Origin of the sequence: Streptomyces clavifer (assembly GCF_036345975.1) — a bacterium.
Classification (GTDB): Bacteria; Actinomycetota; Actinomycetes; order Streptomycetales; family Streptomycetaceae; genus Streptomyces; species Streptomyces clavifer.
On sequence record NZ_CP107793.1, the window covers coordinates 5,213,858 to 5,239,999 of the forward strand.

General features: G+C 71.8%; 17 protein-coding genes. 13 read left to right on the plus strand and 4 right to left on the minus strand.

Going from position 1 to position 26,142, the window contains the following annotated elements; translation table 11 throughout:
- Positions 1–615: 615 nt before the first annotated feature.
- From glgP to OG927_RS23015, 3 genes are all read left to right on the plus strand, one after another.
- Positions 616–3,303, plus strand: a complete 2,688-nt coding sequence (gene glgP / locus OG927_RS23005) for an alpha-glucan family phosphorylase (RefSeq protein ID WP_056794477.1) — start codon at positions 616–618, stop codon at positions 3,301–3,303.
- Between the two features lie 200 nt (positions 3,304–3,503).
- On the plus strand, positions 3,504–5,294 hold the full coding sequence (locus OG927_RS23010; protein ID WP_330320703.1) for a SpoIIE family protein phosphatase: 1,791 nt from the start codon (positions 3,504–3,506) through the stop codon (positions 5,292–5,294).
- 173 nt (positions 5,295–5,467) lie between these two features.
- On the plus strand, positions 5,468–6,688 hold the full coding sequence (locus OG927_RS23015) for an alginate lyase family protein (protein ID WP_330320704.1): 1,221 nt from the start codon (positions 5,468–5,470) through the stop codon (positions 6,686–6,688).
- Between the two features lie 144 nt (positions 6,689–6,832).
- Here OG927_RS23015 and OG927_RS23020 read toward each other — a convergent pair whose 3' ends face one another.
- The 3 genes from OG927_RS23020 to OG927_RS23030 form a co-directional block, all read right to left on the minus strand.
- Positions 6,833–8,872, minus strand: a complete 2,040-nt coding sequence (locus OG927_RS23020) for a M4 family metallopeptidase (RefSeq protein ID WP_124281133.1) — start codon at positions 8,870–8,872, stop codon at positions 6,833–6,835.
- Between the two features lie 534 nt (positions 8,873–9,406).
- The gene (locus OG927_RS23025; RefSeq protein ID WP_330320705.1) at positions 9,407–11,275 is read right to left on the minus strand and encodes an ABC transporter ATP-binding protein; all 1,869 of its coding nucleotides are present in this window, start codon (positions 11,273–11,275) and stop codon (positions 9,407–9,409) included.
- Positions 11,272–13,092, minus strand: coding sequence for an ABC transporter ATP-binding protein (locus OG927_RS23030; RefSeq protein ID WP_330320706.1), 1,821 nt, complete (start codon positions 13,090–13,092; stop codon positions 11,272–11,274). Before OG927_RS23030 ends, OG927_RS23025 begins: the two co-directional genes overlap by 4 nt.
- A gap of 174 nt (positions 13,093–13,266) precedes the next feature.
- Between OG927_RS23030 and OG927_RS23035 the strand changes: the two genes are divergently transcribed.
- From OG927_RS23035 to OG927_RS23050, 4 genes are read left to right on the plus strand one after another with little or no spacing between them, the layout of a single operon-like run.
- Positions 13,267–14,181: an ABC transporter ATP-binding protein gene (locus OG927_RS23035; protein ID WP_056794486.1), complete on the plus strand. Its 915-nt coding sequence runs from the start codon at positions 13,267–13,269 to the stop codon at positions 14,179–14,181.
- Positions 14,178–14,957: an ABC transporter permease gene (locus tag OG927_RS23040; protein WP_056794488.1), complete on the plus strand. Its 780-nt coding sequence runs from the start codon at positions 14,178–14,180 to the stop codon at positions 14,955–14,957. The genes OG927_RS23035 and OG927_RS23040 overlap by 4 nt, the downstream gene beginning before the upstream one ends.
- Before the next feature lie 31 nt (positions 14,958–14,988).
- Positions 14,989–16,260: a sensor histidine kinase gene (locus OG927_RS23045; protein ID WP_408058086.1), complete on the plus strand. Its 1,272-nt coding sequence runs from the start codon at positions 14,989–14,991 to the stop codon at positions 16,258–16,260.
- Positions 16,261–16,281: 21 nt separating this feature from the next.
- Positions 16,282–16,941 carry a response regulator gene (locus tag OG927_RS23050; RefSeq protein ID WP_056794493.1) on the plus strand — a complete coding sequence of 220 codons (660 nt, stop codon included), beginning with the start codon at positions 16,282–16,284 and terminating at the stop codon, positions 16,939–16,941.
- Positions 16,942–16,949: 8 nt separating this feature from the next.
- Here the strand turns inward: OG927_RS23050 and glgX are convergent, their stop codons facing one another.
- Positions 16,950–19,184 (minus strand): glycogen debranching protein GlgX, encoded by a 2,235-nt coding sequence (glgX, locus tag OG927_RS23055; protein ID WP_371612822.1) that lies wholly within the window; start codon positions 19,182–19,184, stop codon positions 16,950–16,952.
- Between the two features lie 154 nt (positions 19,185–19,338).
- Here glgX and OG927_RS23060 point away from each other — a divergent pair, with 154 nt between their 5' ends.
- From OG927_RS23060 to OG927_RS23085, 6 genes are all read left to right on the plus strand, one after another.
- Positions 19,339–20,559, plus strand: coding sequence for a L,D-transpeptidase (locus tag OG927_RS23060; RefSeq protein ID WP_330320707.1), 1,221 nt, complete (start codon positions 19,339–19,341; stop codon positions 20,557–20,559).
- Between the two features lie 243 nt (positions 20,560–20,802).
- The gene (locus OG927_RS23065; protein ID WP_056794502.1) at positions 20,803–22,056 is read left to right on the plus strand and encodes a L,D-transpeptidase; all 1,254 of its coding nucleotides are present in this window, start codon (positions 20,803–20,805) and stop codon (positions 22,054–22,056) included.
- 140 nt (positions 22,057–22,196) lie between these two features.
- On the plus strand, positions 22,197–22,964 hold the full coding sequence (locus OG927_RS23070) for an enoyl-CoA hydratase/isomerase family protein (RefSeq protein ID WP_330320708.1): 768 nt from the start codon (positions 22,197–22,199) through the stop codon (positions 22,962–22,964).
- Between the two features lie 250 nt (positions 22,965–23,214).
- Entirely contained in the window at positions 23,215–23,730 is a 516-nt protein-coding gene (locus OG927_RS23075; protein WP_056794505.1) for an ATP-binding protein, read from the plus strand.
- Positions 23,731–24,147: 417 nt separating this feature from the next.
- Complete coding sequence (locus OG927_RS23080; protein ID WP_330320709.1) at positions 24,148–24,939, plus strand: polysaccharide deacetylase family protein; 792 nt, start codon at positions 24,148–24,150, stop codon at positions 24,937–24,939.
- The gene (locus OG927_RS23085; RefSeq protein ID WP_056794508.1) at positions 24,939–26,129 is read left to right on the plus strand and encodes a YncE family protein; all 1,191 of its coding nucleotides are present in this window, start codon (positions 24,939–24,941) and stop codon (positions 26,127–26,129) included. The genes OG927_RS23080 and OG927_RS23085 overlap by 1 nt, the downstream gene beginning before the upstream one ends.
- Positions 26,130–26,142: the final 13 nt, after the last annotated feature.

Sequence of the window (26,142 nt, forward strand, 5' to 3'; positions counted from 1 at the left end):
GCTGCTCGGTTGTCGGCTGGCGGGCTGTGTGCATGGCCGCTCCTGTCCGCGTTCACTCGAATGGCACTCGAATGGCAGGTGCGCGGGGGGTCCGTGCTCGGATCGGGGCACCTGGGGTGTGCTGCGCGGGCCGTGGTCGTGCTGAGTACCGGGGAAGCCTTCCCACCGTTTCCGGGCGGCCAACCCGGCGGCGTGTTAACTCCTGGGTGCACTCCCGTGCACGCGCTGTGCGCGCCGTGCACCGGTCCCCCGGCCGTCGTACGGGCGCACCACGCAGCCTTGCCTGTGGTGCGAAGTGCCACAAGGCCGCGTGAGAGGGGAAATCAGCCATATCGCCCGTGACGGATGTGTGCGCATCTGGCCCATGCGGTCGTTGGGGCCGGAGGGGTGAGGGGTACCGGGGCGGCAGGGGGTGCGCGAGGTGATACGGAGGCGGGCGCGCCCGGTGCGACGGCCGGGCCGGGGGCGGGCGGGCCGGGGGCGGCCGGGCCCACTGAGCCGGTCGTGCGCCGTGGTCGCGTACGGGTGCACGCCGCTACCGTCGAGGGTGACGGAGAGGGCGTACACCGTGGTGCGTCCCCTCGGATCCGTACGTCCCCTGTAAAGGTGGGATACGTGAAGGCCATTCGTCGATTCACCGTGCGTCCCGTCCTCCCCGAACCCCTCCAACCGCTCAGCGACCTCGCCCGCAACCTGCGGTGGTCCTGGCACACCGAGACCCAGCAGCTCTTCCAGGCGGCCGACCCGGAGGGCTGGCGGCCCGCGGACGCCGACCCCGTGCGGCTGCTCGGCGCCGTGTCCGCCGGGCGCCTCACCGAGCTGGCCGGGGACCAGCACTTCCTGCGCCGGCTCGCCGAGGTGTCCGATGACCTCCGGCAGTACGTCAGCGGCCCGAGGTGGTACCAGAACCAGCTCTCCCAGGGCGCGGAACTCCCCGCGGCCGTGGCCTACTTCTCCCCCGAATTCGGGGTCACCGCGGCCCTGCCGCAGTACTCCGGCGGGCTCGGCATCCTGGCCGGGGACCATCTGAAGGCCGCCAGCGACCTGGGCGTACCGCTCATCGGGGTCGGCCTGCTCTACCGTCACGGCTACTTCCGCCAGAGCCTGTCCCGGGACGGCTGGCAGCAGGAGCACTATCCCGTCCTCGACCCCGACGAGCTGCCGCTCACCCTCGTCCGGGAGCCGGACGGCAGTCCGAGCCGGGTGGTGCTCGCGCTGCCCGGCGGACGCTCGCTGCACGCCTCGATCTGGCAGGCCCAGGTCGGCCGCGTCCCCCTGCTGCTGCTCGACTCGGACGTCGAGGAGAACGCCCCGGGCGAACGCGACGTCACCGACCGGCTCTACGGCGGCGGCAGCGACCACCGGCTGCTGCAGGAGATGCTGCTCGGCATCGGCGGGGTGCGCGCCGTGCGGACCTACTGCCGGCTCACCGGGCACCCGGTCCCCGAGGTGTTCCACACCAACGAGGGGCACGCCGGGTTCCTCGGCCTCGAACGGATCCGGGAGCTCTCCGAGACCGGCCTCGACTTCGACGCCGCCCTCGAAGTGGTGCGGGCCGGGACGGTCTTCACCACGCACACCCCGGTCCCCGCCGGGATAGACCGATTCGAACGCCAACTCGTGGCACGTCATTTCGGTGACGACGGCGAGTTGCCCGGCGTCGGTGTGGAGAGGATCCTCCCTCTCGGCATGGAGACCTACCCCGGCGGCGAGCCGGGACTCTTCAACATGGCGGTGATGGGACTGCGGCTCGCCCAGCGCGCCAACGGCGTCTCCACCCTGCACGGTGCCGTCAGCCGGGAGATGTTCTCCGGGCTGTGGCCGGGGTTCGACCCCTCGGAGGTGCCGATCACCTCCGTGACCAACGGGGTGCACGCGCCGACCTGGGTGGCGCCCGAGGTCCTCCGGCTCGGTGCCAGGAAGTTCGGCACCGAGCGGGCGGGGAACGCGCTGGCGGGCGCCGAGGTCGGGGAGACGTCCGGTGCGGAGACCGACGACGGCGGCCGGACCGGTACCCCCCGGCGCTGGTCAGCCGTGGCCGCCGTACCCGACCAGGAGATCTGGGACCTCCGCCGGGGGCTGCGCGAACAACTCGTGACCGAGGTCCGCAAACGCCTCTACGCCTCCTGGCGCAGGCGCGGCGCGGGCACCGCCGAGCTGGACTGGATCGACGGCGTACTCGATCCGGACGTGCTGACCATCGGCTTCGCCCGCCGGGTGCCCTCCTACAAGCGCCTCACGCTGATGCTGCACGACCGCGACCGGCTGCGGGCGCTGCTGCTCCATCCCACGCACCCGATCCAGATCGTGGTCGCCGGCAAGGCCCATCCCGCCGACGACGGCGGCAAGCGGCTGGTCCAGGAGCTGGTGCGGTTCGCCGACGACCCGCGGGTCCGGCACCGCATCGTGTTCCTGCCGGACTACGGCATGGCCATGGCGCAGAAGCTCTACCCGGGCTGCGACGTCTGGCTGAACAACCCGCTGCGCCCGCTGGAGGCCTGCGGCACCAGCGGGATGAAGGCGGCGCTCAACGGCTGCCTCAACCTGTCCGTGCGCGACGGCTGGTGGGACGAGTGGTTCGAGCCCGACTTCGGCTGGGCGATCCCCACCGCCGACGGGTCCGCCACGAACGAGGACCGGCGCGACGAGCTGGAGGCCAACGCCCTCTACTCGCTGATCGAGGACCGCGTCGCCCCGCGCTTCTACGACCGCAACGCCAGGGACCTTCCGGAACGGTGGATCGAGATGGTCCGCCGCACCCTGGTCACGCTGGGGCCCAAGGTCCTCGCGGGCCGCATGGTGCGCGAGTACGTGGAGCGGCTCTACGCCCCCGCCGCGCTGGCCCGCCGGGCCCTGCAGCCTGCCACCGCCCGCGAACTCGCCGGGTGGAAGGCCCGGATCCACGCGGCCTGGCCGGATGTGGCCGTCGACCATGTGGAGGCCGCGGCCGACACGGTCGTGGGCGGCTCCGCGGAGCTGGGGTCCACCCTCGCCCTCCGGGTCCGGATCGCGCTGGGCGGACTCGAACCGGACGACGTGGAGGTGCAGGTGGTCGCCGGGCGGGTCGACTCGGCGGACGCGATCGCCGAGGTCCAGACGTTCCCGTTGAAGCCGGCCGGCGGTCACGACCTGGAGGGCCGCTGGCTGTACGAGGGCCCGCTGGCCCTCGACCGCACGGGACCCTACGGGTACACGGTGCGGGTCCTGCCGTCGCATCCGCTGCTCGCCTCGGGAGCGGAGCTCGGCCTGGTCGCGGTGCCGAACGCGTCGACCGGTGAGGGCGGGGGCGTGCTGCTGCGCTGACCCAGCCGGTCCTCCCGGCGGGCCCGGCGTCCGACGCGGCGCCGGGCCCGCTGCCGGCTCGGCCCGGTCCCCGGGATCCCCGGGGACCGGCAGGGGTTATTTCACCGTGATCTGGCTAACATGACAGCCGGTGCCGGGTGGTTCGGAAGCCACCCAGGTGACAGCGAGGCGTCCCCCGGGCGCGAGTGGAGGTCTGCACGGTGAACGGCGGCGGAGGCCCTGCGAGACGCCTGACCCGTCGGCTGGCCGCACAGAGCGGTACCTCCCGGCTGCTGCAGCCCCGCCGCGCGGAGACCGTGGGCGCCCGGCGGTCGGACCGTTTCACGACAGCCGCCCGGCTGCGCTGGCTCCACGCGGCGAGCACCCGGATCGGCACGAGCCTCGATCTGGAGCGCACAGCACAGGAGTTGGCCGACTTCAGCGTCCCGCGTCTGGCGGACGCCGCGGCCGTCGACCTGCTGGAGTCCGTCATGCTCGGTGAGGAGGGCGAGCGCGTCACGGGTGCGGCGGTGCCCGTGATCCGGGCCATGGCCGTCACCGCCATCGACGCGCTGGCCGAGCTCGAACCCTCCCCGGTGGGCGAAGTGGTGGACCGCCGCAAGCGCCGCGAGACGCTGCTGATCACCGAATGCCTGCGCAAGGGCCGGCCGGTCCTGGTCAGCCGGATGACCGACGAGGACTACACGCGCGTCGCGCCGACGGACAGCGCCGCCGCGGCGATGCGCCGCCAGGGCGTCCACAGCTACATGGCCGTGCCGCTGATCGCCCGCGGTGTCCTGCTGGGCTCCGCCGACTTCGTGCGGGCCGGCGACAGCCCGCCCTTCAACCGCTCCGACGTGGAGCTCGCCGGGCAGCTCGCCGCCATGGCCGCGGTCTTCATGGACAACGCGCGGCTCTACGGCCGCGAACGCGAGCACGTCGTCTCGCTGCAGCGCAGCCTGCTCCCGCGGGCCACGCCGCACACCCCCGGCCTGCAGGTGCACGCCCATTACGTGCCGGCCTTCGACGCCCACGGGGTGGGCGGCGACTGGTACGACGTGGTGGCGCTGCCGGGCGGGCGTACGGCCCTGGTCGTCGGCGACGTCACCGGACACGGCCTGCCGGCCGCCGCCACGATGGGCCGGCTGCGCACCGTGGCCCGCACGCTCATGACGCTGGACATCGCGCCCGACCGGGTGCTCGCCCGGCTGGATCTGGCCACCCGCGACCTGGAGGACGACCAGGTCGCCACCTGCCTGTGCGCGGTCTACGACCCGGCGGACTCCAGCTACACCATCGCGAGCGCGGGCCACCCGCCGCCGCTGCTGGTGGACGGCGACGGTGCGGCCCGGTTCGTCGACGTGCCGGTCGGGGCGCCGCTGGGCGCCGGGGTCATCCCGTACGACCCGCTGAGGCTGCGCGGTCCGGTGGGCAGCCGGCTGGTCCTCTACACCGACGGCCTGATCAAGACGCGCGTCGAGGACGTGGACGTCCAGCTGGAGGGGCTGCGCCGGACGGTGTCCGCGATGACGCCCGAGCAGCTCGACGACGGCGGTCTGCTGACCTCGCCGAAGTCGGACGACGGCCGGTTCGACGAGGCGGTGCTCCTGGTCGCCGGGGGCCGTGCGCTGTCCCCGGAGGTCAGGCTGCAGGTGTGGGACCTGCCGACGGAGGGGAACCCCGCCTCCACGGCCCGGAAGCTGGTCACCGCGCAGCTCGAGCGGTGGAACCTCTCCGAACTCGCCGACGTGACCGAGCTGGTCGTCAGTGAACTGGTCGGCAACGCCCTGCGGTACGGCGGCGGGCCGGGCCGGCTCCGGCTGCTGTGCGACGACCGGCTGCGGGTGGAGGTCGCGGACACCGGGCCCGACCTCCCGCAGATCCAGCACGCGGACGTGAGCGACGAGGGCGGCCGCGGTCTGCAGCTGATCAACCTGCTGTGCCGCAGGTGGGGTTCGTGCCGTACGGCGACCGGCAAGGTCGTCTGGGCCGAGCAGAACATCACGGGCTGACCCGGCCCGCTCCCGCTGTCCGGGCTTCCCCGAACGCGCTCTCTTGACGTGTCCATGAGATGGCTTTACGTTCCTCACTCATCACAGGGTTCACACTTCGGCTCGTTGTTCATATGCGTGAATCACGGGTCGTCCGGAACGCCTGGACCACTCCCACCGGAAGGCACCCCCACATGCGTACCGGCACCATCGCGCGCGTTCTCGGCCTCGCCGCCGCCCTGTCCGCACTGATCACCACGGCCCTCATGGCCCCGGCCGCGGCCGGCGGGCCCGACGCCCGGCGGGCGGCGCCCGAGCGGGCCGCCGCGCCCGCGGCGTTCACCCACCCCGGCGTGCTGGTCAGCCGCCCCCAGCTCGACTTCGTCCGGGCGAAGGTGCAGGCGGGCGCCCAGCCCTGGAAGGGGGCGTACGACCAGATGCTGGCGAGCAAGTACGCCTCGCTCGGCCGGACCGCCAAGCCCCGCGCCGTCGTCGAGTGCGGCTCCTACTCCAACCCCAACAACGGCTGCACCGACGAGCGCGAGGACGCGATCGCGGCGTACACGCTCTCGCTGGCCTGGTACATCAGCCAGGACAGCCGCTACGCCCAGAAGGCCATCCAGATCATGGACGCCTGGTCCGGCGTGATCACGGACCACACCAACAGCAACGCGCCGCTGCAGACAGGCTGGGCCGGCTCCTCCTGGCCGCGGGCCGCCGAGATCATCAAGTACACCTACAGCAGCTGGCCGAACTCCGGCCGCTTCGGCACGATGCTGCGCTCCGTGTACCTCCCCGAGGTCACCAACGGCTCGCACAGCAACGGCAACTGGGAACTGTCCATGACCGAGGCCGCCCTCGGCATCGCGGTCTTCCTGGAGGACCGGGCCGCGTACGACAAGGCCGTCGCGAAGTTCCGCGGGCGCGTTCCCGCGTACATCTACGTGACCGCCGACGGCGCCCTGCCGAAGGCCGCCCCCGGCAGCGGTCTCGACACCCGCGACAAGATCGTCACGTACTGGCAGGGCCAGTCGACCTTCATGGACGGGCTGTCCCAGGAGACCTGCCGCGACCTCACCCACACCGGTTACGGGCTGTCGGCCATCTCCCACATCGCCGAGACCAGCCGCATCCAGGGCCAGGACCTCTACCCGGAGGTCGCCGACCGTCTCCGCCACGCGCTGGGTCTGCACGCCAAGTACCAGCTGGGTGCGGCGGTTCCGTCCTCGCTGTGCGGCGGCTCGCTCAAGGACCGCCTCGGCCCGGTCACCGAGGTGGGCTTCAACGCCCTGCACCACCGCATGGGTTACGCGATGACGAACACCCAGGCCCTCACCGAGCAGCAGCGGCCCGCCGGCTCGGACAACCTGTTCGTGGCCTGGGAGACCCTGACGCACGCGAACAACCCGGCCTGACACACGGGAACGGCCCGGCCCGACCATCGGGAACAACCGGCCCGACGCACGGGAACGGCCCGGGAGGGAGATCCCGGGCCGTTCCGCCACGACGCGTCAGTGCCTGTTCTGCGGCACTGCCTGCTCAGTGCCCTCGGCGGGCGCTCAGAAGGTGAGCTTGACGCTGTTGAAGGTGCCGGTGTCGCCCGTGTAGGCGTCCTGGATCCTCAGGTTCCACGTGCCGTTGGCCACCTCGGACGAGGCGTTGACCGTGTAGGTCGCCACCACGTTGTCCGCGGAGTCGCTCGACGAGGAGTTCTTCAGCCGGTACGCCGTCCCGTCCGGGGCGACCAGGTCGAGCACGAGGTCACCGCGGTAGGTGTGGCTGATGTTGACCGCGACCGAGAGGTCGCTGGGGGCGTTGCCGGTGACGCCGGTGACGACCACCGGGATGTTGGTGGTGCTGCGGTCGGCGAGTGCCTTGACGGTCGTGTTCTGGAAGACCGAGCCGCCCGGGTCGGGGTCGCCGCCACCGGGGCGCGTGCCGACGTTGATGCCGGCCCAGGCGTTGGCTACCGCGGTGTACTCGGCGCTCGTGGTGCCGTACAGCTCACCGGCCACGGCGAGGGTGCCGGTGCGGGCCGCGGCGTAGTTCGTCGTCGAGGTGAACTTGGTGGTGAGCGCCTTGAACCAGATCTGCGCGGCCTTGTCGCGGCCGATGCCCGTCACCGGGAGGCCGTCGGAGGTCGAGGAGTTGTACGCGACACCGTTGACGGTCTTGGCTCCGCTGCCCTCGGAGATCAGGTAGAACCAGTGGTTCGCCGGGCCCGAGGAGTAGTGGACGTCGACCGAACCGATGCCCGAGTACCACGAGTCCTTGGACGCGCCGTCCTTGCTCGGCTTGTCCATGTAGCGCAGCGGGGTGCCGTCGCCGTTGATGTCGATCTTCTCGCCGATGAGGTAGTCGCCCGGGTCCTCGGCGGTGTTGGAGTAGAACTCGACGGCCGCGGCGAAGATGTCGCTGGTCGCCTCGTTGAGGCCGCCGGACTCACCGCTGTAGACCAGGCCGGCGGTGTTGGAGGTGACGCCGTGCGTCATCTCGTGGGCCGCCACGTCGAGGGAGGTCAGCGGCTTGGCGTTGCCGGTGCCGTCCCCGTACGTCATGCAGAAGCAGCTGTCGGACCAGAAGGCGTTGACGTAGTTGTTGCCGTAGTGGACGCGGGAGTACGCGCCGACACCGTCACCCCGGATGCCGCTGCGGCCGTGGATGTTCTTGTAGTAGTCCCAGGTCTCGGCCGCACCGTAGTGGGCGTCGGCGCCCGCGGTCTCCAGGTTCGACGGCAAGCCGTTGCCCCAGATGTCGTCCGTGCCGGAGAACAGCGTCCCGGTGCCCGACGTTCCGCGGTTCAGGTTGTACGTCTTGTGGCTGCCGCGTGCCGTGTCGGTCAGGTTGTACGAGCCCGACGTGCCGAGCGTGACCTGGCCGTTGTACATCGTGTTGCCGGTACCGGTCTCGATGGCCTGCCACTCGTAGAGCTTGGCGCCCGACGAGGCGTCGGTGACGACGTGCAGCTCGTTCGGGGTGCCGTCGTGCTGCAGGCCGCCGACCACGGTCTCGTACGCGAGCTGCGGGGTGCCGCTCGCCGTCCAGACGACCTTGCGCGGGGCCTTGCTCGCCTCGGTCTTCTTCGACCCCTCGGCCTTCGCCGCGCCCAGGGCCTGCTTCTCGGCGGCGGCGGCCGTGATGTCCGCGGTGGTGCCGACGGCCTTCAGCTGCGCGCCGGTCGCCTTGGACGCCTTGGTGACGCTCTCGGTCTTCCCGGCCTTGGTCTCGGCCACGACCAGGTCGCCGCCGAGGACGGGGAGGCCGCCGAGCGTGCGCTCGTAGCGGGTGTGCGTGGTGCCGTCGACGTCCTTGACGACATCGCGGACGACGAGCTTCTCCGTGGCGCCGAGGCCGAGCTCCTGGGCGGTGGCCGCCTTGGTGGAGTCGGCCTTGCGGATGAGCTCCGCGCGCTGGGAGGGGGAGAGCTGCGCGGGCAGGGAGCCGGGGTCGGCGCCCTTGGCGGCGGCGGCCGGGGCCGCGCTGGAGCCGGTGGCGGGAGCGGCGGTCGCGCCGCCGGTCTGTACGCCGACGGCGAGGAGGGCTGCGGTGGCTATCAGAGCGCCTGTCGCGGTGGCACGACGGCTGGGCGTGGATCTCACGCGGACTCCTTCTGCGAGGGGGGTGACGGGCCGGCCTGGGTGAGCCGTCCGGGCAGAGCAAGCGGTGCGCAGAACGGGGGAAGAGTGCCAGCCCAACCGTGGGCATGTCAGGACCGCGTCAACACAATGGCTGGAATTCGTCCGTTGCCGGAATGGTCATGTTCGTTAAGCGGACGTTTCGCCGCGTGTCATCTCTGTGACCCGGAGTGCTCCCGGGGAGGCCGGAGGCCGGAATTCCCAGGGTGGGTTGAGATTTCGTTCGAATTGGGCACGTTCGAACAACAAATCAGGAAACGGACGATGACCACGTGCTGAGACAGCATGGAACTGTGGCCAGTTCCGCGCAGTCCTTCGAGGCCGGCGCTGTCAGGAGCCGTCCGTCCCGCCCCGCCCGGGGCGCGGCCCCGAGCCCTCGGGCCCGCCCGCGCCCGCCCACCACTCCTGTCGGCCGGGCTCCCCGCCCGCCCCACGGAAAGGGCTCCCCGCGGCGTGCGGGGAGCCCTCGCCGGCCGGCGGCCGTGCCGCCGGAGGGCCTCAGGCCAGGCTCTCCCGCCACGCCCGGTGCAGCCCCGCGAAGCGGCCCTCGCCACCGATGAGTCCGGCCGGAGTGCCGTCCTCCACGATCCGGCCGTGCTCCATCACGAGCACCCGGTCCGCGATCTCCACCGTCGACAGCCGGTGGGCGATGACCACCGCCGTGCGCCCGTGCAGGACGGTGTCCATGGCCCGCTGCACCGCCCGCTCACCGGGAACGTCCAGCGAGCTCGTCGCCTCGTCCAGGATCAGCACCGCGGGATCCGCGAGCAACGCGCGTGCGAACGCCACCAGTTGCCGCTGCCCGGCGGAGATCCTGCCGCCCCGCTTGCGGACATCCGTGGCGTACCCGTCGGGCAGGGCGCTGATGAAGTCGTGCGCACCGATGGCCGCGGCCGCCTGCTCGATCTCCTCGGGCGTCGCGTCCGGGCGGCCGATCGCGATGTTCTCGGAGATCGTCCCCGAGAACAGGAACGCCTCCTGGGTCACCATCACCACGCCGCGCCGGAGCTCCGCGGTCGCCAGATCCCGCAGGTCGGTGCCGTCCAGCAGCACCCGGCCCTCCGTGGGATCGTAGAAGCGCGCCAGCAGCTTGGCGAGCGTCGACTTGCCCGCACCCGTGGAACCGACCACGGCCACGGTCTGTCCCACCGGGATCGTCAGGTCGAAGCGCGGCAGGACCTCGCCACCCGTCCGGTAGGCGAACCGCACCCCGTCGAAGGCCACCTCGCGGCCCGGCCGGTCGCAGGCCGGGGCGGGCAGCTCCTTCGGAGCCGCGGGCTCGGGAACGGCGGGGGTCTGCGCGAGCAGGCCCGCGATCTTCTCCAGCGAGGCGGCCGCCGACTGGTAGGAGTTGAGGAACATCGCGAGCCGGTCGATCGGGTCGTACAGCCGGCGCAGGTACAGCACCGCGGCGGCGAGCACACCGAGCGCGAGCGTCCCCGACGCCACCCGGTACGCGCCCCACAGCACCATCGCGGCCACCGCCGTGTTGGCGACCAGCCGGGAGCCGACGACATAGCGGGCCATCTCCAGCAGCGCGTCCCCGTTCCGCAGCTCGTGACGGCGGTTGAGCACCGCGAAGTCGGCGTCGTTGGCCCGCTCCCTGCGGAAGGCCTGCACGGGCCGGATCCCGTTCATCGTCTCCGCGAACTTCACGATGACCCCGGCGATGGCCGAGGAACGGGCCGAGTAGGTCTGGGACGCCCGGCTCCGGTACAGCCGCACCAGCAGGTACAGCGGGAGGAAGGAGGCCACCGCGATCGCACCGATGCCGAGGTCCAGCCACAGCAGCATGAGGGAGATCGACACGAACGACAGGACCACCCCGATGAGCTCCTGCAGCCCCTCGCTCAGCAGCTCCCGCAGCGACTCCACGTCCGTGGTCGAGCGTGAGATCAGGCGGCCCGAGGTGTAGCGCTCGTGGAAGTCCACGCTGAGCGCCTGCGCATGACGGAAGATCCGGCCGCGGAGATCGAGCAGCACGTCCTGGTTGATCCGCGCGGCGGCCCGGATGAACGCGTACTGCAGCACCCCAGCGCCGACCGAGCACACCGCGTACCCCACGCCCACGGCGATCAGCGGCCCGTAGTCGTGGTCCCGGAACGCGGGCACGCCGCTGTCGATGGCGTACGCGACCAGCAGCGGCCCCGCCTGCACGGCGACCTGCTGGACGAGCAGCACGAGGGAGGCCACGACCACCCTGGCCCGCAGCGGGCCGAGCAGCGAGACCAGCAGCGCCCGGGTCGCACCCCGCGGTGTGGGCAGGTCGTCCTGGTCGAAGGGGTCCCCGTGGGGTGCGCCCTGCGGTTGTGTCCCCTTCGGGTCCTCGTCGGCGAGGGCGGGGCCGTCGGTGGTGGTCGTCGTCATCGGGTGCTTCCCTCCTCGCCGGCGAGCACCCGGGAACCGTCCTCGGCCCCGGACATCAGCCAGGCGTACTCGGCATTGGTGCGCAGCAGTTCCTGATGGGTGCCGACCGCACTGATCCGGCCCCCGGACAGCAGCGCCACCCGGTCCGCCAGCATCACCGTGGACGGCCGGTGCGCCACGACCACGGCCGTCGTCCTCTCCAGCACCCGCCGCAACGCCGCCTCCACCAGTGCCTCCGTGTGCACGTCCAGGGCGGACAGCGGGTCGTCGAGCACCAGGAAGCGGGGCTCGCCGACCACGGCACGCGCCAGCGCGAGGCGCTGGCGCTGGCCGCCGGAGAGACTCAGGCCCTGCTCGCCGACCTCCGTCCCGATGCCGTGGGGCAGGTCGTCCACGAAGCCGGCCTGTGCGACGGACAGGGCCCGGCGCAACTCCTGCTCGCCCGCCCCCTCCGCGCCCATCAGCACGTTCTCCCCGACGGTCGCCGAGAAGAGCGTCGGTTCCTCGAAGGCCACCGACACCAGCTCGCGCAGCCGGGCCCGCTCCATGGCCGCGATGTCCTCGCCGTCCAGCAGGATCCGGCCCCCGGTGACCTCGTGCAGCCGGGGGACGAGCGCCGTGAGCGTCGTCTTCCCGGACCCGGTGGCCCCCACCAGGGCCATCGTCTCGCCCGGACGGACCCGCAGATCGATCCGGGCCAGGACGGGTTCGGAGCCGGGATCGGCGTCGGGATAGCGGAACTCGACCCCGTCGAAGACGATGCCCGGAGCGTCCCCGGGCCCGCCCCCCTCACCGGGTTCGCCGGCGGAGGTGTGCGCGTCCAGCTCCTCCGCCACGTCCATGACCTCGAAGTACCGGTCGGCCGCGGTCGCCGACTCCTGGCTCATGGCCAGGAGGAAGCCGATCGACTCGACCGGCCAGCGCAGCGCGAGCGCCGTCGACAGGAACGCGACGAGCGTGCCCGCCGACAGCTCGCCGTCCGCCACCTGGACCGTGCCCAGCACCAGCGCGGCACCGATGGCCAGCTCGGGGATGGCCGTGATGAGCGCCCAGATCCCGGCGAGGAGCCGGGCCTTGCCCAGCTCCGTGCCGCGCAGCCGCTGCGCGAGCGCGCGGAAGGCCCGGGCCTGGCTGCGGTGCCGGCCGAACCCCTTCACGATGCGGATGCCCAGCACGCTCTCCTCGACGACCGTGGTCAGATCCCCGACCTGGTCCTGCGCCGTGCGCGCCACCACCGAGTACTTCGTCTCGAAGACCGAGCACAGGACCACCAGGGGCACCGCGGGAGCCAGGAGCACCAGACCGAGCGACCAGTCCTGCGCGAACAGAATGAAGAAACCGACGAGGATCGTCGTGCCGTTGACCAGCAGGAACGTCAGCGGGAAAGCCAGGAACATCCGCATCAGCATCAGGTCGGTGGTCCCGCGCGAGAGCAGCTGCCCCGAGGGCCAGCGGTCGTGGAAGGCCACCGGGAGCCGCTGCAGATGCCGGTAGAGATCGGCGCGCATCGACGCCTCCACCCCCGCCAGCGGCCGTGCCACGAGCCACCGCCGGAGCCCGAAGAGCCCTGCCTCCGCGATGCCGAGCAGCAGCAGGTACAGCGCGCCCAGCCACACCCCGCCCGGATCCCGGTCCGCGACGGGACCGTCCACCATCCACTTCAGGACGAGGGGGATCACCAGGCCGAGACAGGACGCCAGGACCGCCACGAAGGCGGCGCCGAACCAGCGCATCCGCACCGGACGGACATAGGGCCACAGACGCATGAGTGAGCGCACGGCGGACCGGTCCGTGTGCTCTGCAGGTTTTTCGGGCATCAGGAGCGAGCCTATGGTTCACCACTGACATCGCTCACCTGGTTTTCCGGCCGTTCCGGCCCCGCCCCCCCCGCCGCATCCCCCGATCGGAGCGCCGCATCAACCGATCGGCCGATGCCGGTCCTGGCGGTACGGCGGATGCCGCGCCGCTCCGCCCGCCGGAATGCTGGGGGCATGCCGATCATCGAAGTGGACGGGGTACGCAAGGCGTACGCGGGGCGGGTCGCGGTCGACGGAGTCGGCTTCTCCGTGGAGGAGGGGGAGATCTTCGGGATCCTGGGGCCCAACGGAGCGGGGAAGACCACCACGGTCGAATGCGTCGAAGGGCTGAGGATCCCCGACGCCGGTACCGTCCGGGTCGCCGGACTCGACCCCGCCACCGACCGGGACCGGGTGACCCTCCTCCTCGGCGCGCAGCTCCAGGAGAGCGAACTGCAGCCCAAACTCACCGTGGGCGAGGCGCTCCGGCTCTACAGCGCCTTCTACCCGCACCCCGCCGACTGGCGTTCGCTCGCCGAACGGCTCGGGCTGGACAGCCACCTCGACCGCCGCTTCGCCAAGCTGTCCGGAGGCCAGAAGCAGCGGCTGTTCATCGCCCTCGCCCTCATCGGGAACCCGCGGGTGGTCGTGCTCGACGAACTCACCACCGGCCTCGACCCCCGGGCCCGCAGGGACACCTGGCAGCTCATCGAGGAGATCCGGGACAGCGGGGTGACCGTCCTGCTGGTCACCCACTTCATGGAGGAGGCCCAGCGGCTCTGCGACCGGGTCGCGGTGATCGACAAGGGCCGGCTGGTCGCGCTCGACACCCCCGCCGGCCTGATCGACCGGACCGCGGGCTCCACCGTCATCTCCTTCACCCCGTCGGAACCCCTCCCCGCGGCCGAACTCGCCGGACTGCCCGGTGCCGCGTCCGTCTCCGTCGCGGAGTCCGACGGCCGGGTCCTCGTCCACGGCACCGACGACACCGCCAACGCCGTCATCTCGCTGCTGGCCCGGCACCGCGTCACCGCCCGCCACCTGCGCGTCCTGGAGACCAGCCTGGACGACGCCTTCCTCGACCTCACGGAGCAGGACGCCCGGACATGACCACAGCCACGAGCACCGCGCGCACCACGGGAGCGAACAGCCCGCTCGCCGCCGTCCTCAGGACGGAGACGCGCCTCTTCCTGCGGGAGCCGGGGAGCCTCTTCTGGATCCTGGCCTTCCCGACGGTCCTGCTGACGATCCTCGGCCTCATCCCCTCCTTCCGGGAGGACGACGCGGCCCTCGGCGGCCGGAGCGTCATCGACCTGTACGTACCGGTGGCCGTCCTGCTCGGCATGATCATGGCCGGTCTGCAGGCCATGCCGCCGGTCCTCACCGGCTACCGCGAACGCGGCATCCTGCGCCGGATGTCCGCCACGCCGGTACGCCCCTCCGCCCTGCTGACCGCGCAGATCGCGCTGCACGGAGCCGCGTCCGTCGGCTCCGCCCTGCTCGCCATGACCGTCGGACGGATGGCCTTCGGCGTACGGCTGCCGGGGCAGCCCGTCGGCTACCTGCTGGCCCTGCTCCTCGCGGTCGCCTGCGTCCTCGCCCTCGGCGCCACGATCTGCGCACTGTCGCGGACGACGAAGGCCTCGGCGGCCGTCGGGTCGGTGGCGTACCTCGTGATGATGTTCACCGCGGGCGTCTGGGTCCCCGTCCAGACCATGCCCGGCCTGCTCCGCCGGATCGTCGAGGCGACCCCGTTCGGCGCCGCCTCCCAGGCCCTGGACCAGGCGGCCTCGGGCAACTGGCCCGACTGGGCACACCTGTTGGTGATGGCGGTGTGGACCGCGGCACTGGGGGCGGCCGCCACCCGGCTCTTCCGCTGGGAGTGACCCGGGCACGGCCGCCGGGGACACTGGGCCCATGCGCGACGGGGGAGACATGACGAGCGGCGGTACGACGATCGAGCAGCGCTGGGAGCAGTTCCGCCGGCACGGGCCGTACGCGCTCCTCGCCCTCGCCGTCCTCATGACGGCCCTGTCCGCCCGTCCCATCGGGATGACGGAGGCGGACCTGTACGCCGCCGGGGTGCTGGTCTCCGCGGCCGCCGCCCTGCACCTGTGGTGGGACCGCACCCGGCACTCGGCGGAGCACACCCGGGCCGGACGGGTCTACTACGTCCTGCGGACCGCGCTGGCCTTCGCCCTCTGCTGGTGCAACCCGTTCTTCTCCGTCTACGCCGTCGTCGGCTACTTCGACGCGGACGCCCTGCTGCCCAAACGCCTCGTCCGGGCCGGACTGCTCTGCACCGCCGTCACGATGGCCGGCTCGCAGTCCGGCGGCGGCATGCCTCCGGTCTCCCCCATCAACTGGGCGGCCTTCGGCGCGCTGTTCGTCCTGCACGCCTCCCTCGTGCTCCTCTTCGGCAACCTCGGCGCCCGGGAGGCCGAGAAGGCGCTTCGCCAGGCCGAGACCATCGGCGAACTGGAGCGGACCAACACCCGGCTGGAACAGGCTCTCGCCGAGAACGCCGTCCTGCACGCCCAGCTCCTGCTCCAGGCACGGGAGGCCGGGGTGGCCGACGAGCGGCGCCGGCTGGCCGCCGAGATCCACGACACCCTCGCACAGGGGCTGACCGGCATCATCGCCCAGCTCCAGGCCGCCACCTCCACCGGAGACCCCGTCCTGGCCCGTGAGCACCTCGGCCGTGCAGCGGGCCTCGCCAGGCACAGCCTCGGCGAGGCCCGCCGCTCCGTTCACAACCTGGTGCCCGCGGCGCTGGAGCACGACGACCTGCCCGGGGCACTCACGAAGACGGTCGCCGGATGGACCGAACGCACCCGGGTGCGGGCCGGTCTCACCGTCACGGGGACCGTCGAGCCGCTCCACGACGAGGTCGGCGCCACCCTGCTCCGCATCGCGGAGGAGTCCCTGGCCAACGCCGCCCGGCACGCCGGGGCCTCACGGGTCGGCGTCACACTCTCCTACATGGGGGACGAGATCACCCTGGACGTGCGCGACGACGGCCGCGGCTTCGACCCGGCGGCCCTCCCGCCCTACGGCGGCTCGGGAGGATTCGGCCTCGGCGGGATGCGGTCGCGCGCCGAACGGATCGCGGGCACGGTCACGGTGGAGTCCGAACCGGGGCTGGGCACCGCCGTCTGCGCCAGGGTCCCGCTGGTCCACCGGGGATGACGGACAGTACGGTGGGACGACATGACTGAGGCCACGGGCACCGCACGCGTCATCACCCTCCTCGTCGTCGACGACCACCCGGTCGTACGCGACGGCCTGCGCGGCATGTTCGCCTCGGCCCCCGGCTTCGACGTGCTCGGTGAGGCCGCCGACGGGGTGGCCGCGGTCGAGCTCGCCACCCGGCTGGACCCCGACGTCGTGCTGATGGACCTCAGGATGCCGGGCGGCGGGGGAGTGGCGGCCATCGCCGAGCTGGCCCGGCTCGGCGCCCGGTCCAGGGTGCTGGTCCTCACCACGTACGACACCGACTCCGACACCCTTCCCGCGATCGAGGCGGGCGCGACCGGCTACCTGCTCAAGGACGCGCCCCGCGACGAGCTCTTCACGGCCGTCCGCGCCGCCGCCGACGGCCGTACGGTGCTCTCGCCCGCCGTCGCCTCCCGGCTCGTCTCGCGCGTGCGCACCCCCTCCGCGGCGCCCGGCGGCGAGTCGCTGTCCGGGCGCGAGCGGGAGGTGCTCGCCCTCGTCGCCAGGGGGACGTCGAACCGCGAGATCGCCGCGGAGCTGTTCATCAGCGAGGCGACCGTGAAGACCCACCTCACCCACGTCTTCGCGAAGCTGGGGGCCAAGGACCGCGCCGCGGCCGTCGCAGTCGCCTACGAACGCGGCATCCTCGGCTGACCCGCCCGTCACCCGGCCACCCGCAGCAGCAGCACCGACCTCCCCGGCACCGTCAGCGTCGTGCCGCCCCGGTGGATCCTGCCGGGGGCCGCGGACTGGTCCTCCCGGGAGGTGTCCAGGACCAGTTCGTACGACGCGGCCCAGGGCGGGCCGGGCAGATGGAACGCGCACGGGGCGTGCCCGGCGTGCAGGACCGCCAGGAAGCTGTCGTCGGTGATCTGGCCGCCCCGGGCGTCCCGGCCCGGGATGTCGCGCCCGGAGAGGTAGAGGCCGAGCGTCGCGGCCGGCGCGTACCAGTCGCCCTCCGTCATCTCCGCGCCCTGCGCGGTGAACCACGCGAGGTCCCGCAGCCCGTCAGGGGCCTGCGGCGTCCCGGAGAAGAACGCGCGGCGGCGCAGCACCGGGTGCTGGTGGCGCAGGGCCAGGACCCGGGACGTCAGCTCGGTGAGCTCCCGCCACTCGGGCTGCTCCAGCAGCGACCAGTCCAGCCAGCTCACCTCGTTGTCCTGGCAGTAGGCGTTGTTGTTGCCGCCCTGGGTGCGGCCCATCTCGTCGCCCGCCACGAGCATCGGCACACCGGTGGACAGGAGCAGGGTGGTGAGCAGGTTGCGCAGCTGCCGGCGGCGCAGGGCGTTGACGTCCGGGTCGTCGCTCTCCCCCTCGGCACCGCAGTTCCAGGCGCGGTTGTCGTTCGTGCCGTCGCGGTTGCCCTCGCCGTTGGCCTCGTTGTGCTTGCTCTGGTAGCTGACGAGGTCGCGCAGGGTGAAACCGTCGTGCGCGGTGACGAAGTTGACCGAGGCGTACGGGCGTCTGCCGCCCCAGGCGTACAGGTCGCTCGATCCGGTGAGCCGGTAGCCGATGTCCCGTACGTCGGGCAGCGCTCCGCGCCAGAAGTCCCGTACGGCGTCCCGGTAGCGGTCGTTCCACTCCGTCCACAGCGGGGGGAAGGCGCCCACCTGGTAGCCCCCGTTGCCGACGTCCCAGGGCTCGGCGATCAGCTTGACGCGGCGCAGCACCGGGTCCTGGGCGATCACCGCGAGGAACGGGGAGAGCATGTCGACGTCGTGCATCGAGCGGGCCAGCGCCGCCGCCAGGTCGAAGCGGAAGCCGTCGACACCCATCTCCGTCACCCAGTAGCGCAGGGAGTCCGTGATCAGCCGCAGGACCTGCGGCTGCACCACGTGCAGGGTGTTGCCGCAGCCCGTGTAGTCCGCGTAACGGCGGGCGTCCCCCTGGAGGCGGTAGTAGCCGCGGTTGTCGATGCCGCGCAGGGACAGCATCGGACCCAGCTCGCCGGCCTCCGCGGTGTGGTTGTAGACCACGTCGAGGATCACCTCGATCCCGGCGTCGTGCAGGGCGTGCACCATCTTCTTGAACTCGCCGACCTGGCCGCCCGCCGTGCCGCTCGCCGCGTAGCCGGCGTGCGGGGCGAAGTAGCCGATCGAGTTGTAGCCCCAGTAGTTGTGCAGTCCGCGCCGCAGCAGATGGTCCTCGTGGGCGAACTGGTGGACGGGGAGCAGCTCCACGGCCGTCACGCCGAGCCGCTGGAGGTGACCGATCGCGGCCGGGTGGGCGAGGCCCGCGTAGGTGCCCCGGAGCTCCGGCGGAATGTCCGGGTGGAGCTTGGTGAAGCCGCGTACGTGCAGCTCGTAGATGACCGAGTCCGCCCAGGGGGTCTTGGGCCTGCGGTCCTCCACCCAGTCGTCGTCGTCGTGGACGACGACGCCCTTGGGCACGAACGGCGCCGAGTCGCGGTCGTCGCGCACGGTGTCGGCGACGTGCTGCTGCGGCCAGTCCCTCACATGGCCGTACACCTCGGGCGGCAGGGTGAACGAACCGTCCACCGCGCGCGCGTACGGGTCGAGGAGCAGCTTCGCCGGGTTCCAGCGGGCGCCCGTCCAGGGGTCCCAGCGGCCGTGCACCCGGTAGCCGTACCGCTGTCCGGCGCGGACGCCGGGGACGAAGCCGTGCCAGATCTCATGGGTGAGCTCGGTCAGCGGGAGCCGGGTCTCGCTGCCGCGCTCGTCGAAGAGACAGAGCTCGACGGCCTCCGCCCCACCGGCCCACAGGGCGAAGTTGGTGCCCGCCACCCCGTCCGGGCCGATCCGGAAGCGGGCCCCCAGTGGCATCGGCGCACCCGGCCATACGGGTGGTGCGTCCGGTTCGTCCCGCGGCGCCGGTCCGCCCGCCGCCGCCCGGCCCGTCGTACGCGGTGCTTCCTCCTGCTCGGCTGTGCTCGACACCCTCAGCCTCCCGCGGCTCGTCGGACCGGCCACCCGGGAGGAGGGCGCGCGGCGTCCCGGCCGCGGCCCTCCTGGTGTGGTCCTTCCCTCTGTTCTGCCCACGGCGGGGCCCGCACTCACGTTTCCCCCGGGCGGCCCCTGTCGTTGGGGGAGCGTGAACCACGTAGCGAAGAGAGCACGGGCGGGTTCGGCCGCCGTGCTGACATGGGCAGGACTACTCACCGTGCTGGCCGTACTGACGGGCTGCACCGGGTCGACGCCGTTGTTCGGGGACAACCGCTCGCCCGGGGACGCCATCCGGATCTTCCCCGAGGACGGGGCCGAGAACGTCGGCGCCGACAGCCGGATCGAGGTCACCGTCCCCAACGGACGGCTCGAACGGGTGAAGGTGACACGGATGGAGGACGCGGAGCACGGTCAGGTGCCGGGCCGGATCGCCGAGGACGGCCGTTCCTGGGCCCCCGACAAGGGCGCACGGCGGCTGGGGCTCGCCGGGAAGTACAGCGTCGAGGTGGTGGCCGTCGACGGGGGCGGCCGTCGCTCGGCCCGGAACACGAGCTTCACCACCCTCGTCCCCGCGGACCGGTTCATCGGCTACTTCAAGCCGGAGAACCGGTCCACGGTGGGCACCGGCATGATCGTCTCCTTCGACTTCAACCGGCCCGTCAGGAACCGCGCGGCGGTGGAGAAGGCGATCAGGATCACCACGGATCCCGCGGTGGAGGTGGCCGGCCACTGGTTCGGCGACGAGCGCCTCGACTTCCGCCCCGCCAGGTACTGGGAGCCGGGCACCGAGGTCACCGTCGACGTGGGGCTGCGCGACGTCGAGGGCGCGCCCGGCGTGTACGGGAGCCAGCGGAAGAAGTTCACCTTCCGGGTGGGCCGTTCCCAGACGTCCCTGGTGGACGCCAGGGCCCACACCATGCAGGTACGCCGGGACGGTGAGCTCGTCAGCACGGTGCCGATCACCGCGGGCGCCGCGAAGACGACCACGTACAACGGGAAGATGGTGGTCTCGGAGCTGCACGAGGTGACGCGGATGGACGGCCGCACGGTCGGCTTCGGCGGCGAGTACGACATCAAGGACGTCCCGCACGCCGTCCGGCTGACCAAGTCGGGCACCTTCCTGCACGGCAACTACTGGGAGTCGCCCGACACCTTCGGCTCCGACAACACCAGCCACGGCTGCATCGGGCTGCGTGACGTGAAGGGCGGCAGTTCCGACACCCCGGCCGGCTGGTTCTTCGAGCGGACGCTCGTGGGCGATGTGGTCGAGGTGGTCAACTCCGCCGACAAGACCGTCGCGCCGGACAACGGCCTCGGCGGCTGGAACCTCGGGTGGAGCCAGTGGAAGGCGGGCTCCGCACTGCGCTGAGAGGACGTGAGCCAGGAGGCGTTCGGCATCGGACGGCCGGCCCCGGGCCCGACCTGCGAGGGCCCCGGAGGCATGCTCCGGGGCCCCTCCGGCGGAGGCACGGGACGACTTGGGACGGAACAGTGACATTCCGGGGAAGTTCTCCCCACGCGCGGTGTGATTATCTTGCGCCGGGCGTGCATGTACAGCGCGCGGGGGTGCGGGCCATGGCGGGGCCAGGCCGTGCGAGGGGAGACGACCACATTGAACGGGCAGCCGATATCGGGGGCCTCGGCCGGGGCGAGCAGGGGACGGCGCGGGCGCGGAGCCCCCGGACTCCTCGCACTGGTACTGGGAGCGCTGCTGTTGCTGGTGACGGCGTGCGGCGGGAACGGCAACGCCGCGGAGGCGAAGGACGGCAAGGGGGCGGGCGCGAAGGTCGACGACACCAGCGCCTCGCAGGCGGTGGTGACCATCGCACCCAAGGACGGTGCCGATGACGTGGCGACGAGCGGAGCGCTGAAGGTCTCGGCCGCCCAGGGCAAGCTGAGCACGGTCAAGGTCGCCGACCCCAGGGGCACCGAGGTCGAGGGCAAGATCGCGGCCGACGGCCTGAGCTGGGTGCCCGACCGGCATCTGGCCGCGGCCACCAAGTACACGGTGCACGCGGTCGCCAAGGACGGGAAGGGGCGCCAGTCGGCGAAGGACACCACCTTCACGACGCTGGTCCCGCAGAACACCTTCATCGGGCAGTACACGCCGGAGGACGGTTCGACCGTCGGCGTCGGCATGCCGGTGTCGATCCACTTCACCCGGGGCATCACCGACCCGGAGGCCGTCGAGAAGGCCGTCAAGGTGACGGCGGTTCCCGCCGTCCGGATCGAGCCCCACTGGTTCGGCAACGACCGGCTCGACTTCCGTCCCGAGAACTACTGGGCGGCGGGCACGAAGGTCACCCTGCGTCTGGACCTCGACGGTGTCGAGGGGCGGCCGGGGGTCTACGGCAAGCAGGCCAAGACCGTGAAGTTCACCATCGGCCGCAGCCAGGTCTCCACCGTCGACGCGAGCTCCCACCGGATGAAGGTGGTCCGTGACGGCAAGCAGATCAAGGACATCCCGATCTCCGCGGGCGCGCCGTCGACGACCACGTACAACGGCCAGATGGTCATCAGCGAGAAGCTCAAGGTGACCCGGATGAACGGCGACACCGTCGGCTTCGGCGGTGAGTACGACATCAAGGACGTGCCGCACGCCATGCGCCTGTCCACGTCGGGCACCTTCATCCACGGCAACTACTGGGGTGCGTCGGGCATCTTCGGCACGACCAACACCAGCCACGGCTGTGTCGGTCTGCGGGACGTGCGCGGGGCCTGGGACGGCAAGACCCCGGCCGCCTGGCTCTTCGACAACTCCCTCATCGGTGACGTGGTGGTCGTGAAGAACTCCGACGACAAGGTGATCCAGCCCGACAACGGCCTCAACGGCTGGAACATGGACTGGTCGGAGTGGACCAAGTAGGTACGGAGGGGACCGCGTAGGCCCGGAGCGGGCCGCGCAGGTCCGCAGAGCGGGCCGAGCAGGTCCCTCTCCCGGTGGGCCCGGTGCTGTGACCAACAGCACCGGGCCCACCGCCGTTAGTCCTGGTTAACCTGCCTCCCATGACCGTTTCCCTCGAAGTAAGCGACAACGTCGGCACGATCCGGCTGGACCGGCCGCCGATGAACGCCCTGGACATCGCCACCCAGGACCGGCTGCACGAGCTCGCCGGAGAGGCGACCCGGCGCGACGACGTCCGGGCGGTGATCCTCTACGGCGGCGAGAAGGTGTTCGCGGCGGGTGCGGACATCAAGGAGATGCAGGCGATGGACCACGCGGCGATGGTCGTGCGCTCCAAGGCGCTACAGGACTCGTTCACCGCCGTGGCGCGCATCCCGAAGCCCGTCGTCGCCGCCGTCACCGGCTACGCCCTGGGCGGGGGCTGCGAACTGGCTCTCTGTGCCGACTTCCGGATCGCTGCCGACAACGCGAAGCTCGGCCAGCCGGAGATCATGCTCGGGCTGATCCCTGGCGCCGGCGGCACCCAGCGCCTGGCCCGGCTGATCGGGCCGTCCAAGGCCAAGGACCTGATCTTCACCGGCCGTCACGTGAGGGCCGAGGAGGCGCTGACGATCGGTCTGGTGGACCGCGTGGTGCCCGCCGCCGAGGTGTACGAGCAGGCGCGCGCCTGGGCCGTCCGGCTGGCCCGGGGGCCCGCCCTGGCGCTGCGGGCCGCGAAGGAGTCCGTGGACGCCGGACTGGAGACGGACATCGACACGGGGCTCACGATCGAGCGGAACTGGTTCGCAGGTCTGTTCGCCACGGAGGACCGGGAGCGCGGCATGCGCAGCTTCGTGGAGGAGGGCCCGGGCAAGGCCGAGTTCCTCTGACCGGACGCCGGTCGGTACACGGTGACGATCGTTCATCCGTGTGGGCGGATCATCCGGACCTTAAGAGAGCCTTAAGGTCCGGGGCTCTCCCTGACCGCGCACGTGCCCGACCGGTGGGTGTCGACGCAGATGGGCGTGGCTGCGGAGGGTGGCATTCTGCCTCTGGCATATGCCAGACGACCGGCACGGAATGACTGGTTCCGGGGGAGGGATTCCGCGGGAACGGTCACGGAGGGCGGTCCGTGCGGCCATGATGGTGGGCATGGCGGGCCTGGAGGGTGTGGAACAGCCGCGACCGCGCGCTGGTGCGCCCGCGGCGCGCTGGACGTCGGCGATCGAGGACGAACAGGCGTTCAAAGCGCTGGAGTTGTTCGGAAATCCGACGGAGGGTGAAGTCCGGCTGCCCTCGCGTCCGGAGTCCGCGGCCACCGCCCGCCGGATCACCTCGTGCGTGATGCTGCGTCAGTGGGCGCTGCCCCCGCAGACCGCCGAGCACGGTGTGCTCCTCGTCTCCGAGCTCGTCGGCAACGCGGTGCGGCATACCGGTGCGCGGGTTTTCGGGCTGCGCATGCTCCGTCGCCGCGGCTGGATCCGGATCGAGGTGCGCGACCCCTCGCGCGGGCTGCCGTGCCTGATGCCGGTCCGGGAGATGGATGTCAGCGGGCGCGGGCTCTTCCTCGTCGACAAGCTGTCCGACCGGTGGGGTGTGGACCTCTTACCGCGCGGGAAGACCACCTGGTTCGAGATGCGCACCTCGGACCGCTGAGCCGCCCCTCCCGGCACCCGTGGGCCCGGGAACCCGTATACGCAGAAGCCCCCGGTCGGCCGGGGTGCGGCGCTTCGGGGGCTTCTGTGGGGGCCGTGGAATGGGGGGTGTGTCCACGGCCGCTCGTGGGACCTGGCTCGGGTCGGAGAAGGTCGTGTCACCGACTATGGCAGACGGGCGACCCGGGCGCCAAAGTTGCGAATCGGTCAATACTGCTTAAAAGCGTGAATTTCACTTCTGTATCCCAGGTGTTTTGGGTCACTCGCCTGGCATTCTTTGCGTTCCCGCCTGATCTGGCGCGTATTTCATTGACCGCCTCCTGTCTGTGTCACGCATCGCATCTCGCCCGTCCCGCCCTACTGTGTCTCGGGTCTCGGGGCATCAGCACCCCGAACCGGCCCACGAGGTGGACGGCCCATGAACGGTCGCAGGACGCCCGTGCCCCGTCGCGGTGCCCTGCGGGCCGCGGCAGGGGCGCTCCTGGCAGGCACCGTCACCCCGGGCTGCGCGGCGAACGGCGGGGTCACCCACGCTCCGCAGAAACCACGGAACACGCCGGAGGCCCGCGCGGTTCCGCGGCCCGCCCCCGTGCCGCGGCGATTCCCGGGGCAGCCGGTCCAGGTCGAGCACGGCCCCCGCGACCGGGCCCGCGTCGCCCTCACCTTCCACGGCGCGGGCGATCCGGCCCTCGCCCGCGCGGTCCTCGCCGAAGCCGAACGGGCCGGAGCCCGGCTCACCGTCCTGGCCGTCGGCAGCTGGCTGGACGAGCACCCCGGCATGGCCCGCCGGATCCTCGACGGCGGCCACGACCTCGGAAACCACACCCAGAGCCACCTCGACATCAACGCGATGGACGAGGCGCGGGCGTACGCCGAGATCACCGGCTGTGCCCAGCGGCTGCGGCGGCTCACCGGCTCCATCGGCACCTGGTTCCGTCCCTCGCGCGCCCGGTACGCCACCCCGCTCGTCCAGGGCCTCGCCCGCCGGGCCGGTTACCCGCACGTCCTGTCCTACGACGTGGACTCCCTGGACTTCACGTCGCCCGGCGTCGCGGCCGTCACCCGCAAGGTCGCCGGCGAGCTCCGCAACGGATCCGTGGTGAGCCTGCACTTCGGCTACCGGGACTCCATCGCCGCACTGCCCCTCCTCCTGACCGAAATCGGCCGGCGCCAGCTGCGCGCGGTGACCACGACGGAGCTGCTGACCTGATGCTTCCCTCCACGCGCACCACCACCGTCACGGCCCTCCTCGGGGGCGTACTCGTCGCCGCGCTCGCCGCCTGCGGGTCCGCCGCGGACCAGGCCCGGCCCTCGCCCACCCGTACCGGCTCGGCCGTCCCCGCCGAACAGGCACGGGCCGCGGCCCCGTCCGGACTGCCCGGGATGCCGCCCGTGCTCGACCCCCGTGACGTCTACGCCGCCGACCACGCCGGAAAGCTGTCACCGGCGGTCAAGGACTTCCCGTCCCGGGTGTACGTGCCCAACACCAACTCCAACACGGTGTCGGTGATCGACCCCGCGACGTACAAGGTCGTCGAGACCATTCCCGTCGGCCACCAGCCCCAGCACGTCGTGCCCTCGTGGGACCTGAAGACGCTCTGGGTCAACAACGACCTCGGCGACAGCCTGACCGCCATCGACCCGGCCACCGGGAAGACGGGCCGCACCGTCGAGGTCTCCGACCCGTACAACCTCTACTTCACACCGAACGGCAAGTACGCCGTCGTCATGGCCTCGATGGACCGCGAGCTCGCCTTCCGCGACCCGAGGACCATGGACCGGGTCAGGACCGTGCCCGTGGACTGCGCGGGCGTCAACCACGCGGACTTCTCGGCCGACGGGCGCTACTTCATCGTCTCCTGCGAGTTCTCCGGTGAGCTCCTCAAGGTCGACACGGAGAAGATGAAGGTCGTCGGACAGCAGAAGCTGCCGATGCAGGGCGCCATGCCGCAGGACGTGAAGCTCTCCCCGGACGGCAGCACCTTCTACATCGCCGACATGATGGCGCACGGCATGTGGGTGCTCGACGGCAAGGCGTTCACCACCCCGAAGCTGCTGCCCACCGGCAAGGGCTGCCACGGGCTCTACGTCAGCCGGGACTCCAAGGAGATGTACATCTCCAACCGGAACGAGGGATCCGTCTCGGTGTTCGACTTCGCGAAGAACAAGCTGACGAAGAAGTGGCACCTCCCCGACGGCGGCAGCCCGGACATGGGCGGCGTCTCCGCGGACGGCAAGGTGCTCTGGCTGTCCGGGCGCTACGACGCCGAGGTGTACGCGATCGACACGACCGACGGGAAGCAGCTGGCCAGAATCCCCGTCGGCAGCGGACCTCACGGACTGGCCGTCTACCCGCAGCCCGGCCGCTACTCGCTCGGCCACACCGGCGTCTTCCGCTGACCCGGGCGCCCGC

Coding starts and splice junctions, on each gene's coding strand:
- OG927_RS23085 (WP_056794508.1), top strand. CDS start 24,939: ATGCTTCCCTCCACGCGCACCACCACCGTCACGGCCCTCCTCGGGGGC.
- OG927_RS23015 (WP_330320704.1), top strand. CDS start 5,468: ATGCGTACCGGCACCATCGCGCGCGTTCTCGGCCTCGCCGCCGCCCTG.
- OG927_RS23050 (WP_056794493.1), top strand. CDS start 16,282: ATGACTGAGGCCACGGGCACCGCACGCGTCATCACCCTCCTCGTCGTC.
- OG927_RS23035 (WP_056794486.1), top strand. CDS start 13,267: ATGCCGATCATCGAAGTGGACGGGGTACGCAAGGCGTACGCGGGGCGG.
- OG927_RS23075 (WP_056794505.1), top strand. CDS start 23,215: ATGATGGTGGGCATGGCGGGCCTGGAGGGTGTGGAACAGCCGCGACCG.
- OG927_RS23025 (WP_330320705.1), bottom strand. CDS start 11,275: ATGACGACGACCACCACCGACGGCCCCGCCCTCGCCGACGAGGACCCG.
- OG927_RS23080 (WP_330320709.1), top strand. CDS start 24,148: ATGAACGGTCGCAGGACGCCCGTGCCCCGTCGCGGTGCCCTGCGGGCC.
- OG927_RS23030 (WP_330320706.1), bottom strand. CDS start 13,092: ATGCCCGAAAAACCTGCAGAGCACACGGACCGGTCCGCCGTGCGCTCA.
- OG927_RS23040 (WP_056794488.1), top strand. CDS start 14,178: ATGACCACAGCCACGAGCACCGCGCGCACCACGGGAGCGAACAGCCCG.
- OG927_RS23070 (WP_330320708.1), top strand. CDS start 22,197: ATGACCGTTTCCCTCGAAGTAAGCGACAACGTCGGCACGATCCGGCTG.
- OG927_RS23045 (WP_408058086.1), top strand. CDS start 14,989: ATGCGCGACGGGGGAGACATGACGAGCGGCGGTACGACGATCGAGCAG.